Below are 15,233 nucleotides of genomic sequence, written 5' to 3' on the forward strand. Positions count from 1 at the left end.
CAACTGGAGGTGCCCCCGGAAGCTTCCTTACGGTTGAATACCGAGCTTCTCCCGCACCGCCCCGATAAAGGCCGGGATATCCCCCGGCTTGCGCGAAGTGATCAGATTGCCGTCGACCACCACCTCCTCGTCGCGATACTCGGCGCCCGCCTCCTTGAGCTCCGGCGCCACCGCACTGTAGGCGGTCGCCTTCCTGCCGCGTAGCAAGTCCGCCGAAACCAGGATCTGCGGACCGTGGCAGATCGCCGCGACCGGCTTATCGGCCGCGAAGAACTCGCGGGCGATTGCCAGAACTTTCGCGTCCTTCCGCAACTGCGCCGGCGCCTTCCCGCCAGGCAGCACCAGCAAATCAAAGGCGGACGGATCCACCTGCTCAATCGCACTATCAGCCTCTACCGTAGCCCCTCGCTTACCAGTGATCGACGCGCCCCCGGGCGTCGCCAGCACCACCTCGATGTCATCCGCCCGCAACGCCTCCAAAGGCTTGAACAGCTCCGCGTCCTCGAACCCGTCGGCACTAATCATAATGGCCCGCATCACCACTCTCCTTTGAGTGAATGTCATCTCCCGACATCTATAGCAGGACCATGCCGCGAGCGCGCGACCGAATATCTTGGTTCAGTATATCGTTGTGGACTGACCGGGAGATCCGACACAAGACCGTCCCCGTTGACCCGCGTAGTCTTTCCGCGGGAACTATGCCCGACTGAGGTACGAGATTTCCGAGATCAGCGTGTCGGAGGAAATCGATACGGCAGCGCCACATCGGAGTGAAGGATCTATGTGAAGCTGATATGTCTGCCGCCGGTCAGGACTGCTGCTCCAGGTACGCCACGACATCCGCCAGCCGCCCCTCATCGATGATGAGGTAAAATGGCGAACTACCCAACGCCTCCTGCTCTCGCCGCAACCAGTTGACCATCCGAGCCTCATCCCCCGCCATCCGTTCATCCAGCAACTGATAAAAACGGACAAACAGCACCGCTTCCCGCCACGCCTTTGTTCCCTCTTCCAGCAATAGACGTCCGTTATAAAGCGCACTGATCGACTCGCACTTGAAGCCGAGTATCCGCGCCACCTCGGCACGGACCAGACCGAGCAGATCACCTGCCTGGACTACCGATTGGCTTAGTTTTTCTGGAGAAAACAGGGGGTCATTCATACATGGGCATCGCTATAAATGAACAGACTGGCCCTACGGCCGAGAGCCAGCGTTCGCACTCGTCTTCAGCTCCTCCAACAGCGTCCGGCGCTGCACCTCCGACATCCGGCCCCACTGGAGAATCAAACCCGCCAGATTATCGTCTTGGGTATAGAAATAGGGTACCGGGACACCAAGGGCGTCCGCGATACGCTCCATCATCGAATAATCAGGCAAGTGCCGACCCTTTTCGTAGTGGTTAATGCGCGGACTTGCGGAAAACTCATCGATTCCGGCACGAATCCCCAACTCCTTCTGCGATATCCCGATGTTGAGGCGAACCTGCTTGAGGCGGTTCGGAATCGGTGAATGGTGCTCCATCTTTCCCCCAGTCGGCATTTGACGTACTTAGGGATTCTTAGTAATTTGGCGCCCTCGAAGATACTTAGGAATACTAAGCATCGATGCACGGAGCGCGTTATGAGTGAAAACAGCGATACAGCGAGCGAGCGTCTCAAAGCGAAAATTGCCGAACTGGAGGAGCTAATCGCCAGGTGGGAAAGGCCGTACGACCCGGAGTCGAAATGGATGCTTTACCTGTTAAGGGAAGCACTCGAGATGGGGCGGATCGAGCTTAAGCGGACTGAAGGGGGCGATGCCTGAACGGGGTTGTCCAAAATTCGGGAAATGACCCTGCTATGCGAGCCCCTTTCGGCCGAAATTGGCCACAAAATATCACGGTGGCAGCACGCCGGGGCAAGGTGAACATATTACTGCGCCTGCCGCCGGTTATACTCCGCCCACATCGCCTTCTGGGCCAGCATCACCTCATCCACCAGGTCGATGATGAGCAAGCCCATATCCTTGATGCTGCCCTCCGGGAAGTACTCGGCGCTTTCCAGGGCCCATCCAAGGGCGCGGATCTGGGGAAGCTTCTTGTCAACGAGATCGGTGTACTCCACCAGCGCGCTGGAGAAGGGCCGGTACTCGCCTTCCTCCTCATGCACCTGCACGAAGCAGTTATCGGCTAGCATCAGGCCACCGGTGGACTGGGGACAGAGAGTGATCATGTGCGACATGCAACTTAGCTCCTTGTGTTGACCGACACCAGCCGGCGTTTCGCGGAAGCTCAAGCAAAAGCAGCCTCGACGTCGCAATGACCGCAGGGCTGCCTGTCACACACCCCGACGATAAAGGAGCGCAGCCGTAAGTCTGGTCTTGCCGTCCTTAGGGTTAGCCGGGTGGAGGATGTGCCAGGATCTGCCGTCCGGCGCTTTGGCTGAGTAGTGTATAAATAACCAGTATTACCGGGTAAAGTCAAGGTGAAGTCCCGACAAATGGCGCCAACCAGGTCGCCGAACTGCCCCCAGCCTTGCACCATGACAACGAAGTCCACACTTCAGTGGCGTGACCATCCAAGGTATACCAGCCGGTTCGGCAGCATTCGAACGGCCGCCAATCATCTCGTCGACGGTAGCGATATGCTCAGCCAGGGTACCGCTACCTGATCATCGCTGCCGTAACATGTGGCAAACGTGAACGAGAATCACGGCAACAACGCGAGAGCCACTATTAGCGGGTTCTCCCGCTATACAATGTTGTTGCATTTGCCGCTTTGGTGGTCTAATTTGGATATAAGTCGCACACAGGAGGCCGAAAGATGGCCAACCCAGCGCTGAAGGATGACAAAACCGCAATCCTGACCAAGTCCTTGCGAAAGGCCGGGCAGCAGCTCGGGCTGGATCAGGCAAGCCTCGGCAGAGTGATCGGCAGGGATCGCTCCGCCTTTCGCCGGGGCATCGACCCGGAATCCAAAGAGGGAGAACTCGCACTCCTCCTGATCCGCTGCTATCGCAGCCTGTTCGCCCTCATGGGCGGTGATCCGGAGCAGATGCGCCACTGGATGACGACCCACAACCTGCATACGGGCGGAATACCGGCGCAACAGGTGCAGAGTGTTCAAGGCCTGGTGGAGGTGATGACTTACCTCGACGCGATCCGCGGAAAAGTCTGAAAACGCGTGTCGGAACTCTGGACCCAATGCCGGCTGCACCAAGCGGCCCGCCGCATCGGCGGGGTGCTGTTTCGAATCGTGGAGAGCCAGGAGCAGGTCGCCACCAACGAATTGGTAGAGTCGCTCGAAGAGCAGAGCGTGCTGGAGGAGATGCTGGAGGGGGTAAAACCGCCCGTGCGCGCCGGCAGCGACAGGCTGCACTACATCCTGATGACCCCGTTTCGGTACCCGCCGCTGAAGTATGGCTCCCGCTATGGGCGTCGCCACGAACCCTCCCTCTTCTACGGCTCGCTTTCCGCGAATACGGCGCTGGCGGAGTGTGCCTACTACCGCCTGCTGTTCTGGTACGGCATGGCCACGCCTCCACCCAGGCGGATCCAGACGCGCCACACCCTGTTCCAGGCGCAGTATGCTGCCGAGCACGGTCTCCAGCTCCAGCTCGCGCCATGCGACGGGCACCGAAAAACACTCGCCCACCCGGCGGACTACTCGCACACCCAGGCGCTCGGCTCGGCCATGCGAGAAGCGGGAATCGAAGCCTTCGAATTTCCCTCGGCACGCGACCCCGACGGCGGCGAGAATGTCGCCCTGTTCGGACCGTCCAGCCTGGCATCGAAAACCCCAACGCTGATGGAATCGCTGTGGTGCCAGGTGAACAGCGAGCGCGTCACGTTTCTGAACGCCTCCGAAAACAGCACAGCGGCTTTCCAGGCGGAGCACTCTTTACACGACGGGCGTCTTCCGCAGCCGGCGCTGTAGCGCACATGCTTCTGCTGGTCTAACAGGCTGTTTAAAAAAGGGTTTTTTCCCTTCTCCCTCCGGGAGAAGGCCAGGATGAGGGGAATCAAAAACCAGGCAGTCAACATGCACTGAACGCCTTCACTTTCCCCTCTCCCCCAGGGAGAGGAAGTTTTTTCTAGATCCGGATTATTCACCGCTAAGACGCAAAGAACGCAAAGTGGCCGGGTGACCACGGGTGATTGCTCACCCGCGGTTCCCACAGATCCGGACGTGCGCAACTCACGCATCCGGCTCCTCAAACCAAACTTTCGCTACGTGACGTGGAGACTATGCACCACGCGCACGGGCGGGAGGGGGTAACGCTGACTCAGTCGCTGGAATGTTTCCCAGTTCATCCGCCCCGCATGGGAGCGACGAGCCAGCCATTTGCGCCATTGCCGTTGAGCCTCGCTACGAAACCGCGACAGTGCCTTGGCATTGCCACTGATCCCGTAGTAAGCATAATGCCCCTTGAGCTTTTGGCGTAGTGCCTTGCATTGCACCGCCACCGGTTGGTGGCGATTGGCGCGGCACCATTGCGCTATCCTTCGCACGGCTCGCCCAAAGCGGCTTTTGGCTGTCTTGCGTTGTACCACCCAGCGCCCCTTCCGGGAGCGCCCCCAGTAGTGGGTAAAACCCAGCACGTCGAAGCTGCGCTCGCCCTGCGTGCCCGCCTTGTCCCGCTTGGGTGGGATCCGAAAATCCACCAACCGGGTCTTGTCCGGATGCAGGGTCAGCCCGAAGCGGCCAAAGCGCTTGGGCAGTACTTCCAACACCCGTCGGGCGTCGGCCTCTTGCTTGAATACCAGTACCGCATCATCGGCAAACCGCACCATGAAGGCTGACCCTCTCAGACGTGGTTTGACCTCGTGCTCGAACCACAGATCGAGCATTTCGTGTAGGTACAGGTTCGATAGCAAGGGGCTGATCACACCGCCTTGCGGCACGCCGTGTTCGGGGCGGCTGTACTGCCCTGCCTCTATCACGCCAGCTTTCATCCACTTGCCCAGTGTGCGACGGAGCACGCCGTCACGCACCCGTTTATCGAGAAATTCCCTCATCCTTGCCTTGTCCACACTATCAAAGAAACTCTGGATATCCAGATCCACTACCCAGCCACCTCCCATGCGCATCAGGCCGCGCCAAAGCGCTTCGAGGGCCTGGTGGGCGCTGCGCTTGGGTCGAAACCCGTAGGAGCAGTCCAGAAAGTCCTGCTCGTAAATAGGCTCCAGCACCATTTGCACCGCTCTTTGGAGGATTTTGTCCTCCAGCGTAGGGATCCCTATCGGGCGGGTCTTCTTTGTCCCTTCCTTGGGTATGTGGACACGGCGTACCGGCGGGGCACGATAGCTCCCGCTTTTGAACCGGTTCAGCAGCGCTGTCAGGTTCTCTGTCAGTTGCCTCTCGTACTCCTGTGCCGTGATACCGTCTACACCTGCCGCACCGTCCTTGCGTGTCCGTCGCCAGGCCGCTTCCAACCACACCAAGTCGATGTGGTGGGCCAGGCAGGTCCAGGCCAGCTGTGGCGATTGTCTCGACTTTTGCGCTATCTTCTGTTGTTTCGTTAAGATGTGCATGTCACTCTGTGTTGACACCATCTGTCCCTCCAGAAGTCGTTTTGGTTCGAGTGGCCGCTTCCCTTCAACAGCTCCCTTGGGTCGGTTCGCTGTCTTCATCGGTACTATCAGCCACCTCCGACGACTCGCTGACCGTCGCGCCGCACTTCGTTGCCTTCGCTTGGCACTACCTTGCGTTTGCTCTTATTCGCTCCCGGCGCGTCGAGCCCTCGCGCTGGGCCCGGGCGGCTTCTTTGGCGGTGCCCGCACCGCCTTCCCGCAAGGAGCCAACGAGCCCTCCCAGGTTCCTGGGTGACCCTTGCATACATGCCCTGCTCTTCGACCCCGGCGGGCGTTCACCTCAGGCTAGTTCTCGGTGAAACGCTGTTGCCTTCCGCCTAGTTAACGACGTCGGCTCCGCAATGAGGCGCTTTCGAGGCTCTATCACACGGCCTGCATGCCCCCTGTGTACGCTTCGCAGCAGGGATCGCTCCACTACCACGCAACACTCGGTTTCGGTGGATAGCCAATCCTTTCCGAACAGGACTTTCACCTGTGGGGTCACATAGAAGGTTTCCGCTTTGTCTTTCCTGTTACATCGCTTCCCCCTTCACCAAGCTTTGCCTGGCGCAATAACTGCTCGCCCCGGTGATCACGCACGGCCCGGGAAATCCGTCATCCCCGCGTAGGCAGGGATCCAGAAGACAGAAACGTGGCTCAAAATGGATCCCCGCCTACGCGGGGATGACGGAAAGGGTGAGTAGTTACCGCAAAGTTTCGATTGCCGTAATTTTCCGGGATCGCCCGCGGTTCTGCCGTTTCCGATGGCTCTCGGCCATATGTGCCAATAAGCCATCATTGAATTCTTTGCGCTCTTGGCGTCTTCGCCCACATGGATGTAGGTGAGGGGCGTGAGCAGGAACGGAAGTTTTGCGGCTAATTCGTGAATTTTTCCGGCCAGAACAGTGAAATCCCCACGCCTTAATCAAAGCGGATAACGACTCCGCCCATAACGGCATACTGGGTCAACAGATCGCCGGAGACCGCAAAAGCGCAACCGCCGCTGCAGAAAACGCTCGTGTTGTTGTTGAATAGCGTGCCGAACCCGCGCGCCTCCAGCCGGACCCCAACGGTCCGGGTCGCCATCCAGCGGGCGCCCAGGCCCACGCTCAGGGAGGCGCGCGTTTCCGAGTCCTGCCCGCCGGGGCGTGGACTGAAGTGGGTAAGGCCAAGCCCCCCACTTAGAAAGCCTTGCCACCCCTCGAAGTGGTCCGAGAGCACCGTCCCGCCCAAGTGCAGGTAGTGAATATCTATGGCCGCCAGCGCCTCCTCGCCAACGGCCGCGTTGTCCCGCAGGCGCGTCTTCTGGCGACCGTAGAGTAACTCCAGGTCGCGCCTTGCATCGAGCGGAGTACCGATAAGCAGGCCGCGCACCGGCTCTTCGGCCAAATCCAGACTAGTTCCGCTGTCGAGGTCTTCCAGTTGGCCTCCACCCTGACGGCCATAGAGCAGGGACACCTCGGCTGCAGCGACAAAGGCTGGGAAGAGGCCAAGCAGCAGCGGGAGTAACAACCGGGTCATGGCTTGCATCCATCGCCAATCTAAAGGGCAACCCAAGCGGGTGCTTGTATGTCACCAGTCTAGACTACGTCCTGTTGGGGAATAATCGGAGACATACCCGATTGTCTTTAGATCCCGTCGAACGGGGCGATCTGCCCAAGCCGGAGCTGCAACCCGACCAAGACACGCGTACGGCAAGATTGTGGTGCGAGTGCGTTAACGCACGTTGGTGGGCTGGCCTGAATAGCGTTTAATCACGCAACAAATCGCAGACATCGCACTTCAAGGCCCGGGAAATCTGTTCCAGGGTTTTAATGGTGGTGTTCTGAGCGGCACTCTCCAGACGGGTAAGCGTGGGCCGACTGATGCCCAGTTTGCGCGCAAACTGCTCCTGGGTCAGATCGCCCCTTCTGGTGCGGAGATTCCGTGCGAGTGTCTCGGCCAAGCTCATGTTCAAATATGAACATAGCCCCTTGTTCACATGTGCACATCTTTGGTAGCTTAGCTCTGTTCACATATGGACAAAGGAGCCATGGAAGCCAATGACGGATACAGATGCTCGGATCGAGCGGCTCAAAGAAAAGAACGCCGAACTGGAGGTGTTGATCGCCAAGTGGGCCCATGCCAATGACCCAGAGTCGAAATGGATGCTCTATCTATTGAGAGAAACGCTGGAGATGGGACGAATACAGCTTAAAAATCTCACACGCGAGAACCCGAGCTAACACGAAAGTCTTTCACATCGGTCGGTGCGGCATAGCAGTAAAAACGGCTCACGCCTCCTCTCAGTCCCCCGATAGGCCCGGATCACCTAACCCGGTCCCGGGAGTTCGTAGCACTCAACAACGGTTGGGAGTACAGCGGATGGCCTGTGCGAACCGTTGAAAACAGTTAACCAGCAACTCAGGCAATAGTCTTGCCGAGGACTGGAGATAAGGGAATACGACCCTTTTTCCTGTTTCTGCGGGGCTAGTCCGCTGTACTCAGTAGTCGCTGGCTGTATTCGTTGTCGCCGGACGTGGTCAGTACCAGGTACTGCTGCGCGCGCGTCATCCCCACGTAGAGCAGCCGTGCATCGTCCTGCCGGCGCTCCTCCTTCATTCCCAACTGCCCGACTCCCATGATGATCACCCGGGGAAATTCCAGTCCCTTGCTACTGTGGATGGTCAGTAGCGTTACGCTATCCGCTCCGGGACGGTAGGCCGCTTTGGTCTTTTTCGAATCCAGAAGGGCGTGGGAAATAGCTTCCTTGCCGAGGCGCACCGCGAGCTGCCGGCCCTGGTAGGTGGCCCCGTAGAGTACGGCGATGTCGCCCAAGGGTATGCCCTGTCTTTGCCATTTCTTCAGACACTGCACCGTGTACTCAACCTCATTCGAGAGAGAGTCGAATTGCCGTACAGCAGGGGGCGGCCCATGGGTGCCGGCGGCCTCGGGCTCGATGAGCGGGATGTGGTCCTCATCGGCGGTTTGCGGGTCGAGGTATTCCCGGGCGAACGCATAAGCGAAACTCAGGATCTCGCGGGTGTTGCGATAATTGAGTCGCAGCACCGTCGTTCGACCCCGTGCCTGCACACCCACGCTGGAGAGGCTGAAGCCGAGGCCGGAGTGCTTCTTGTAAATCGACTGCGCATCGTCGTAGAGGAGCAGAAGAGAGTCCGACTCCGGATCCACCATCTGCACCACCAGCTTTAGCCACTCCGACTCGAAGTCATGGCCTTCGTCGATGAGCAACGCACCGTACTGCGCCCGTGGAATATGGCCTTTGTCGACGGCCTCGATGACGCTCTCCACCTGACGATCGAAATAAGGGGCATCCGACTCTAAAACATCGACGTGGTAGGTCTTGAGCTGTTCGCCGCACCAGTCGTGGAAGTGATAGACCTGCACCTGCCCGCCGATGCCTTTGCTGGAGATGAAGGCGCGCAGCTTGGCCGCGAGCGTGATGTTGAAGCAGAGCACCAGGATCGGCTTGCTCATGGCCTGCGCCAGGTGCAGACACCGGTAGCCGAGGATCAGCGTCTTCCCCGAGCCCGCCACGCCATGGATTACGCGATGTCCCTCGCCGATGCTTCGCGCCAGCTGCTCCTGCTGGATATCCATGATCTTAACGATATCCGGCAACGCCTCCTCCATCTCCGAGGCGTCGTCGGCGTCCGGTGCGAAAAGGTCCACCTGGGCATCGTCCGATATGCGGATCTCAGGGAAGAGATGCCAGCGAATCCGATCGATTTCCGGGAGCGTCAGGGTTCCCCCGAAATGGTAATTGAACATCCCCCAAAGCTGTTCCTGGAAAGTCTCGGCATCCGCGCTTTCGGTCATCTCGTCCTGATAGATGACCAAATGATCCGGCAGCAGTCCTTCACGGTGCTCGTCCGGAATCGCCTTCTGCATCTGTTTGCGGGTGACATTGGTAAACACCACGCCCCAGCCATAGGGCATGATCAGGTTGCCCTGGTATCGCCCCTGTTTTTCGCAAAGCAACGAGTCGCGTTGCAGCTTTGAAATCACTCCGTAGGCACACTGGCGCACCTGCTCCAGGGGATGCGGCTTTGTCACCAGGCCCTGATTGGTCAGCAGAGAAACCTCAGCCTTGCTCATCCTTTTGAGGTTGGCCGGTTTCCAGTCCTTCACCTCCAGAAAAAGCAGGCCCCGCGATGGGTGAAGAACAATGAAATCGGGATAGCGCCGGTTGCGCCCGATCGGGATGTCGTACCAGACGAGGTAATCGTCTTCCAGCAGCGCCTCCAGACGCCGGGCGAAGCGCTTCTCGCCCGAGGTCATGCGACCCAGGGTCTGACGGTTAAGCTGCGGAATGATCTCTGCCATCGAATCCCTATGCTTCTATTCTTGCTTTCAGAAACGCCTTGTACGAATTCGGCTGTCTGGAGCACGAGATCCAGCCTTATCGAGTCTCGGTCCCCGATGCAAAATGAACGACCTGCTCCAGCAAAGGTGTTTTCCGTGTTTCACTCTCTTCGGGATGTGTATCGTAGAAAAGACCGCGTTTTTTGATGCTCGCCAAGCCAAAGAATTTGGCGAAGCGCTCAAAGGTTCGCAGCGAATAGCAGCGAGCCGCGGTCTTCTCTGCAGGGGCGTATGGCCGCGGTTCCACCTCCTCCAACAGCGCAGGAAACGCATCCAGATAGTTCTGCTCATAGAACGACAGCGGGCGTTCCTCATCGCCATAAAGGTTCAACAAATAGAGGCTGAAGAGGAACGACTGCTGAATGAAAGGGAGTTCCGGATAGCCATCGCCATAGCCCCAATTGAACTTCTCCGCAAACGAGCGGGAAAGTTGGGGGTAGATGCCTGCCATGCCTTTGCGCTCCAGCGTGTCCCGGCACTTACGGGTCAGCACGAACCGTCCCCGGTACTTTCGGACAAGACCGGCCAGTTGCGCCACCAACCGGGTGGCATGCACCGAGTAGAAATCATCCTCGCGGCTAATGCCAAACAGCCTCGTATGCTCCCTGTATCCCTCCTCCCCCAGGTACGCCATAGCCGCCTGGCGGACCAGGTTGCGCGGCAGGTTGCCTTTTACCGTGGTCTTTACCCCGCTCTCGCCGATGCCCTCGACCAGCGCTGAGAAGAGCGTCACGATGGGCGCCTCCGGCTCAACCGGCAAGGGATCGGAAAAGGTGACGAGTTCCGGTGTATCGAAAGGGAAATAGAGGAAGCGATGAACCTGGTCACTCGATAATCCGTGGAACTCCGGGATCGGAGCGGCATTGAAACCGGCCATGAACCGATCAAGCTCCGCCTGTACGTCCTCTATCGAATCGAAATCCTTTCCGGCCAAAGCCGCTTGCAGCGCCTCCTTGGTCGCCTCCATCTGCGCGGACAAGGACGGCGTCGCCTGTCCGAGGCAGCAGTGCTTGTATTTCCGGCCGCTGCCGCAGGGGCACGGGGCATTTCGCCCCACTTTTTCACCAGCCATAATCACTCCCGTATTGGGCCAGCCATTCCGGCATATTCTCTTTCACGGACCGGCCAAGAAGAGGTAGTCTCCTTCTTCTGTGAGGCCGGTCTCAACCATAAATTCATAAAACTTATCCAGGCTTGTCACGCTTTCCCTGAACGCCGCCGGACTGGGTCACGTGGCGTGCCCCTCCAGCGCAGCTCCCTTTTTGGATTTGAGACTCTGCCAGTTGTACTCGGCGGGAATCTCGATCTTCCGGTGAAAGAAACGCTGGAGATGGAACGAATAAACTTAAAAAGCTCACACGCGAGAACCCGAGCTGACACGCAAAATCTTCACGCCGGGCGTATCCCACGGCAGCCGGGAAACCCAGGGCGCATCCTGCCCAGGTGCAATCAGGGACAATTCCCTGCATAGCTTCAAAAACGGCGCGCTCACCCGAGGTCAACTGAGATTAACGCGTACTTCGGTCAGTCCCCTCACGCCTGGCAAAAACTTGGCCTGTTCCTGTTTACGCTGAGGAGGAGCCTGTTTTTGGCCCTTGCTGCTACCTTAACAAGTTATCGAGTTTATCGACTTTGCTCATGAAAAAGCGCTCGCTCCAAAGATCCAGACTTTTCTTTTCGACCGGGCGGAGAAAGCGCCGCACATCTTCGGCAGCTTCAGTCCAATCGATTGTCCCAATCTTTTCTTTGAATGCTTGCACCAACCACTCCCGGTCCAGCTTCAACTCCTTACCCTGCCACGGCCCATACTGAATCAGGGCATTTTCCAGTAACGGCAGGTCGGGTGTCACGCCCTGGGCGATATACCAGGTGAAGTCGTACCAGTCGCGTCCCTTCAGATATTCACGACACAACAGTGCGTGGGTCTTCAATGAAAAGTTGCTGCTGACGTCCTGATGGCACACCTCGTAATCCACCGGAAAGTCGAGGTAACTGTATTCGAACCCCGAGCCTTCCGGCGGATTAGTGTCGATTTCCAGCTTGATCTTGAGCTTCTTGTCCGGCTGGCCGTTCATAAACGCCAGGTTCAACTGATTGGCAATGGAGTTGTCTTTGATTACGGCTGCACGGATAGCGCCGTCCATGTGTGGTTTGTCCAGGACCTCGGGGGCAATCCCGAATTCCTTGCTTGTCTCTTCCAGAACTTCCAGAAAAGGTGACCATGAGAAAGCCGGATCCGGCTCCTTCAGGATGAAGTCGATATCCTCGGAAAAGCGCCGCAGGCCATGAAGAATCCTCAGACTGGTCCCACCCTGAAAGGCTGCCACCTCGAAGAAACCTGCACGCCATAAGGCAAACAATAGGATCTCCTGCATGATCTCCTTGAGGGCGTTCTCCTCCTCGTGGGGATCGGAAGCCTTGTATTCCTTTAAACGCTTTTCGATCATTTCAATCATCCAAGCCCAACTCCCTTAGTAGCTCTTCGATAAACTCCCGCTCCCGCTTTCCCTTGTACACCTCGAGCATGGGGATGATCTCCGCGGAAGAGGTCCTCATCAGGGACTCTTCATCGATGCGTAAGCCTTCAAGCAGGAAGCCCAGCCCCTTCCACGGCCGCTTTCTCAGGTAGACCAAATCCATCAAGGCCCGAATTGGGCTCGCGACCAGCGCCACCTGACCTTTCAGAACCTCGCGGGACACCGCCTCCAGAAAGTAACCCGGCCTTACCGTCATGCGCCGGAATTCGAAACTGCCCAGCCTCTCGTGCTCATAGGTAACCGACTTTCCGGTGGCGGTGGCGCTCAAGACGGTACGCACGGCTTCCGGGATCCATCCGTGGAAACCCAGTGCCGTTTCGCCGGTGACATAGCTCCCCGGCACGATATGTTGAGCCAGAGCGAAAGGGTGAACCGGCACTTCGCGCAGTTCGTTGGCAAGAACATAGAGCCCGCGTTTTACCCGCAGCAGCTCCCCGGCCTTGAGCGCCCGATTCACCAGGCCGTAGCGGCTTTGATCACTCCCCTTGACCAGCCGTGCCAGCTGACGCTCCGTAAGGACACGGTTGCCCCGCCCCTCAGAGATAATCTGTCTTGCCAGTGGTGTCATTCACGCCTCCATGACCAATAGACAAATTATTCCAGAAACTTCCATAAAGTGAAAGTAACTGGAATAAAATGACACCGAAATAGTGCAGGAGGGTCGCTAGTGTTCCAATTGAACTATGCGCTCTGCGACCAAAAGGCAATCAACTCCACCTGGGCGCTGGCGAAGGGGAACATGTTCCGCCAGGGCGAGGACAACCACCGCATCCTTGGGGCGACACCCAGCGCAACCCAAGCTGCTCGACAGCGACATAACTTGCTGCCGCATGATCCGATGAATGTTTGGTTTGTGTCGAGGAAAGAGTGGGGCTGAAAATAAAAGGGGCTGCCGGTCGGCAGTCCCTTATCGCATCTCAACAGCAGCGCAACAGTCGCTTGGCTAATCCCTGAACAATTCGCAGACGTCGCATTTCAACGCTTTGGATATCTGCTCCAAGGTCTTGATGGTGGTGTTCTGAGCGGCACTTTCCAGACGGGTAAGCGTGGGCCGACTGGTCCCCAGTTTGCGTGCAAACTGCTCCTGAGTCAGATCGCCCCTTCTGGTGCGTAGATTCCGTGCAAGTGTCTCGGCCAGGCTCATGTTCAAATATGAACATAGCCCCTTGTTCACATGTGCACATCCTTGGTAGCTTACCCCTGTTCACATGTGGACGGAGAGTTCAGATGCCGGAACGAACTACGAAACAGATAGAGCGGCTCAAAGAAAAGAATGCCGAACTGGAGGCACTAATCACCAGATGGGCCCAAGCCAACGAACCTGAGTCGAAGTGGATGCTTTATCTATTGCGGGAAGCTTTGGAAATGGGACAGATAAAGCTTAAAAAGCTCAAATGGGACGACCCGAGGTAACGCGCAAATCTTTCACGCCGGGCGTATTCCACGGGGGGCTTGGAAATCACGGAGGTGATGCGACCCCCTTTTCCTTGAAGACCGAACAAAGCGCCGGGGCTGATTAAGTTCAATTTCGGTTTAGTCCATGAATTCGGGTGAGCAGTTTTTCTTTCCAACGATTCTCGAGTTCAATGACATCATTCAGGGAGGTCGTTGAAGAAGCCACCTCTAGAACTGACACCTGATAATCCGCTTTACCAAGCTGCCTCAGCATCACATTCCCACCATGACCGTTATCCAAATAAGATTCCCAGCGCCCCCACAGACCACTGTCACCGTAAGCCGATCCAACGTAGAGCTTGCCGTTTGACGGATGGGCCAGCAAATAGATGCCGTTTACAGATTCCAAGGCTGAACGCCAAGATTGTGGTATTCGCGCCAATTCACTTAAGCGGGCACGAAAATCAAGGAAGCCCGGAAAAGGAGGTTCGGAAATCTCACGACGCAGCTCAAGGACTGTCTTATCCTGCCTATTTGCACGTTAGACCCAACTGCGAAAGCCCTCGCCCCAATCTATGACAATCCGGCCTTGGTATTCCGCTAGATGTTCCGTTTGCGCCATCTTGTATAAATAACGGTCACCGGCAGTCCCGTTAATCGGACATAGCAGGTCCTTAGGCGCCTGAGACCGGCCGTACACACTATAGATCCCCGCGAATACCGTTTCTCCCATTGGGGCAACTATAAATGCTGCGATGTAGTTCGCGTGGTCCAAAACAGGACGACTTTGTAATGCTTGATAAAGCTCAAAATCGGGATCTTTCGCCATCCACAACGCGAAAGGTGTGGGCCTGTTTGGATATCGAGTGTCTTTATGACGTACGAGCTTTACCTCGACAGGGTCCACTTTGCCCCTTTGTAGAAGCGTGTTGAACGTGAGCATAGGCTAGTTACCTTCAGCAGATAGGCTTTTCTGGCAAGCGTCTATCGAAAGGGGTACGACCCGGAAGGATCCCCTAGCGATGGCCTCAAACAGGTCTTCAACGAGGCTGCTGTTCCTTTTTCCCATTCTGTATTTGCTTTTCTGCAAGCTGATGGAGTAGATGGGACAGTTGGCTAGTGTTGGCGTTCCGGCTTAGTGAATCCGGTCTATTATGATTCGTCCTGCTCCATATACGCCACCACATCCGCCAGGCGCCCCTCATCGATTATGAGATAAAACGGCGAGCTGCCCAGCGCCTTATGCTCCCGCCGCAACCAGTTGATCATCCGAGCCTCGTCTCCGGTGTTTGTCAAAAGAGTTGTCCGATTTCCCCATTGCGCCTTTAGCTTTTTATCCTCCTTTTCCGGGTTAAGCCATACCGCGCCTTGGGGGGTCCAGTCCC

Annotated in this window: 19 protein-coding genes and 1 pseudogene; 6 read left to right on the forward strand and 14 right to left on the reverse strand. The window is 57.3% G+C overall.

Annotated elements, in window-relative coordinates:
• Window positions 1-27: 27 nt before the first annotated feature.
• From Q7L05_RS10560 to Q7L05_RS10570, 3 genes are all read right to left on the reverse strand, one after another.
• Complete coding sequence (locus tag Q7L05_RS10560) at window positions 28-537, reverse strand: type 1 glutamine amidotransferase domain-containing protein (protein ID WP_303905925.1); 510 nt, start codon at window positions 535-537, stop codon at window positions 28-30.
• 271 nt (window positions 538-808) lie between these two features.
• A complete protein-coding gene (locus tag Q7L05_RS10565) occupies window positions 809-1,162 on the reverse strand; it encodes an antitoxin Xre/MbcA/ParS toxin-binding domain-containing protein (protein ID WP_303905928.1) in 354 nt (117 codons plus the stop codon).
• Window positions 1,163-1,195: 33 nt separating this feature from the next.
• On the reverse strand, window positions 1,196-1,540 hold the full coding sequence (locus Q7L05_RS10570) for a helix-turn-helix domain-containing protein (protein ID WP_303905931.1): 345 nt from the start codon (window positions 1,538-1,540) through the stop codon (window positions 1,196-1,198).
• An 81-nt stretch (window positions 1,541-1,621) separates the two neighbouring features.
• Here Q7L05_RS10570 and Q7L05_RS10575 point away from each other — a divergent pair, with 81 nt between their 5' ends.
• The gene (locus Q7L05_RS10575) at window positions 1,622-1,804 is read left to right on the forward strand and encodes a hypothetical protein (protein ID WP_303905934.1); all 183 of its coding nucleotides are present in this window, start codon (window positions 1,622-1,624) and stop codon (window positions 1,802-1,804) included.
• A gap of 107 nt (window positions 1,805-1,911) precedes the next feature.
• Here the strand turns inward: Q7L05_RS10575 and Q7L05_RS10580 are convergent, their stop codons facing one another.
• Window positions 1,912-2,220: a hypothetical protein gene (locus Q7L05_RS10580; protein WP_303905937.1), complete on the reverse strand. Its 309-nt coding sequence runs from the start codon at window positions 2,218-2,220 to the stop codon at window positions 1,912-1,914.
• A 581-nt stretch (window positions 2,221-2,801) separates the two neighbouring features.
• Between Q7L05_RS10580 and Q7L05_RS10585 the strand changes: the two genes are divergently transcribed.
• Together Q7L05_RS10585 and Q7L05_RS10590 are read left to right on the forward strand one after the other, a co-directional pair.
• Complete coding sequence (locus Q7L05_RS10585; protein ID WP_303905940.1) at window positions 2,802-3,155, forward strand: MbcA/ParS/Xre antitoxin family protein; 354 nt, start codon at window positions 2,802-2,804, stop codon at window positions 3,153-3,155.
• 6 nt (window positions 3,156-3,161) lie between these two features.
• Complete coding sequence (locus Q7L05_RS10590; RefSeq protein ID WP_303905943.1) at window positions 3,162-3,914, forward strand: RES family NAD+ phosphorylase; 753 nt, start codon at window positions 3,162-3,164, stop codon at window positions 3,912-3,914.
• Window positions 3,915-4,207: 293 nt separating this feature from the next.
• Here Q7L05_RS10590 and ltrA read toward each other — a convergent pair whose 3' ends face one another.
• From ltrA to Q7L05_RS10605, 3 genes are all read right to left on the reverse strand, one after another.
• Window positions 4,208-5,512 (reverse strand): group II intron reverse transcriptase/maturase, encoded by a 1,305-nt coding sequence (gene ltrA, locus Q7L05_RS10595; protein WP_303905946.1) that lies wholly within the window; start codon window positions 5,510-5,512, stop codon window positions 4,208-4,210.
• A 960-nt stretch (window positions 5,513-6,472) separates the two neighbouring features.
• Complete coding sequence (locus Q7L05_RS10600) at window positions 6,473-7,072, reverse strand: hypothetical protein (RefSeq protein WP_303905948.1); 600 nt, start codon at window positions 7,070-7,072, stop codon at window positions 6,473-6,475.
• 229 nt (window positions 7,073-7,301) lie between these two features.
• On the reverse strand, window positions 7,302-7,502 hold the full coding sequence (locus Q7L05_RS10605) for a helix-turn-helix domain-containing protein (protein WP_303905973.1): 201 nt from the start codon (window positions 7,500-7,502) through the stop codon (window positions 7,302-7,304).
• 91 nt (window positions 7,503-7,593) lie between these two features.
• Between Q7L05_RS10605 and Q7L05_RS10610 the strand changes: the two genes are divergently transcribed.
• Window positions 7,594-7,776, forward strand: a complete 183-nt coding sequence (locus Q7L05_RS10610) for a hypothetical protein (RefSeq protein WP_303905951.1) — start codon at window positions 7,594-7,596, stop codon at window positions 7,774-7,776.
• Window positions 7,777-8,020: 244 nt separating this feature from the next.
• On the opposite strand, the gene Q7L05_RS10615 is transcribed toward Q7L05_RS10610, so the two are convergent.
• From Q7L05_RS10615 to Q7L05_RS10630, 4 genes are all read right to left on the reverse strand, one after another.
• Window positions 8,021-9,877: a 3'-5' exonuclease gene (locus tag Q7L05_RS10615; protein WP_317623118.1), complete on the reverse strand. Its 1,857-nt coding sequence runs from the start codon at window positions 9,875-9,877 to the stop codon at window positions 8,021-8,023.
• A gap of 76 nt (window positions 9,878-9,953) precedes the next feature.
• Window positions 9,954-10,988, reverse strand: coding sequence for a YecA family protein (locus tag Q7L05_RS10620; RefSeq protein ID WP_303905953.1), 1,035 nt, complete (start codon window positions 10,986-10,988; stop codon window positions 9,954-9,956).
• A gap of 529 nt (window positions 10,989-11,517) precedes the next feature.
• Entirely contained in the window at window positions 11,518-12,372 is an 855-nt protein-coding gene (locus Q7L05_RS10625) for a nucleotidyl transferase AbiEii/AbiGii toxin family protein (RefSeq protein WP_303905956.1), read from the reverse strand.
• Window positions 12,365-13,021 (reverse strand): type IV toxin-antitoxin system AbiEi family antitoxin domain-containing protein, encoded by a 657-nt coding sequence (locus Q7L05_RS10630; RefSeq protein WP_303905958.1) that lies wholly within the window; start codon window positions 13,019-13,021, stop codon window positions 12,365-12,367. Before Q7L05_RS10630 ends, Q7L05_RS10625 begins: the two co-directional genes overlap by 8 nt.
• Before the next feature lie 99 nt (window positions 13,022-13,120).
• Between Q7L05_RS10630 and Q7L05_RS10635 the strand changes: the two genes are divergently transcribed.
• Window positions 13,121-13,330, forward strand: coding sequence for a hypothetical protein (locus Q7L05_RS10635; RefSeq protein ID WP_303905961.1), 210 nt, complete (start codon window positions 13,121-13,123; stop codon window positions 13,328-13,330).
• 66 nt (window positions 13,331-13,396) lie between these two features.
• Here Q7L05_RS10635 and Q7L05_RS17520 read toward each other — a convergent pair whose 3' ends face one another.
• Window positions 13,397-13,597 (reverse strand): helix-turn-helix transcriptional regulator, encoded by a 201-nt coding sequence (locus Q7L05_RS17520; RefSeq protein ID WP_411293334.1) that lies wholly within the window; start codon window positions 13,595-13,597, stop codon window positions 13,397-13,399.
• Between the two features lie 83 nt (window positions 13,598-13,680).
• On the opposite strand from Q7L05_RS17520, the gene Q7L05_RS10640 reads away from it, so the two are divergent.
• The gene (locus Q7L05_RS10640; RefSeq protein ID WP_303905964.1) at window positions 13,681-13,866 is read left to right on the forward strand and encodes a hypothetical protein; all 186 of its coding nucleotides are present in this window, start codon (window positions 13,681-13,683) and stop codon (window positions 13,864-13,866) included.
• A 109-nt stretch (window positions 13,867-13,975) separates the two neighbouring features.
• On the opposite strand, the gene Q7L05_RS10645 is transcribed toward Q7L05_RS10640, so the two are convergent.
• Window positions 13,976-14,257 (reverse strand): GIY-YIG nuclease family protein, encoded by a 282-nt coding sequence (locus Q7L05_RS10645; RefSeq protein ID WP_303905967.1) that lies wholly within the window; start codon window positions 14,255-14,257, stop codon window positions 13,976-13,978.
• A 743-nt stretch (window positions 14,258-15,000) separates the two neighbouring features.
• Window positions 15,001-15,233 (reverse strand): annotated as a pseudogene (locus tag Q7L05_RS10650) (antitoxin Xre/MbcA/ParS toxin-binding domain-containing protein); the annotation flags it as partial.

It is taken from the genome of Thiohalomonas denitrificans (assembly GCF_016841685.1).
Lineage (GTDB): Bacteria > Pseudomonadota > Gammaproteobacteria > Thiohalomonadales > Thiohalomonadaceae > Thiohalomonas > Thiohalomonas denitrificans_A.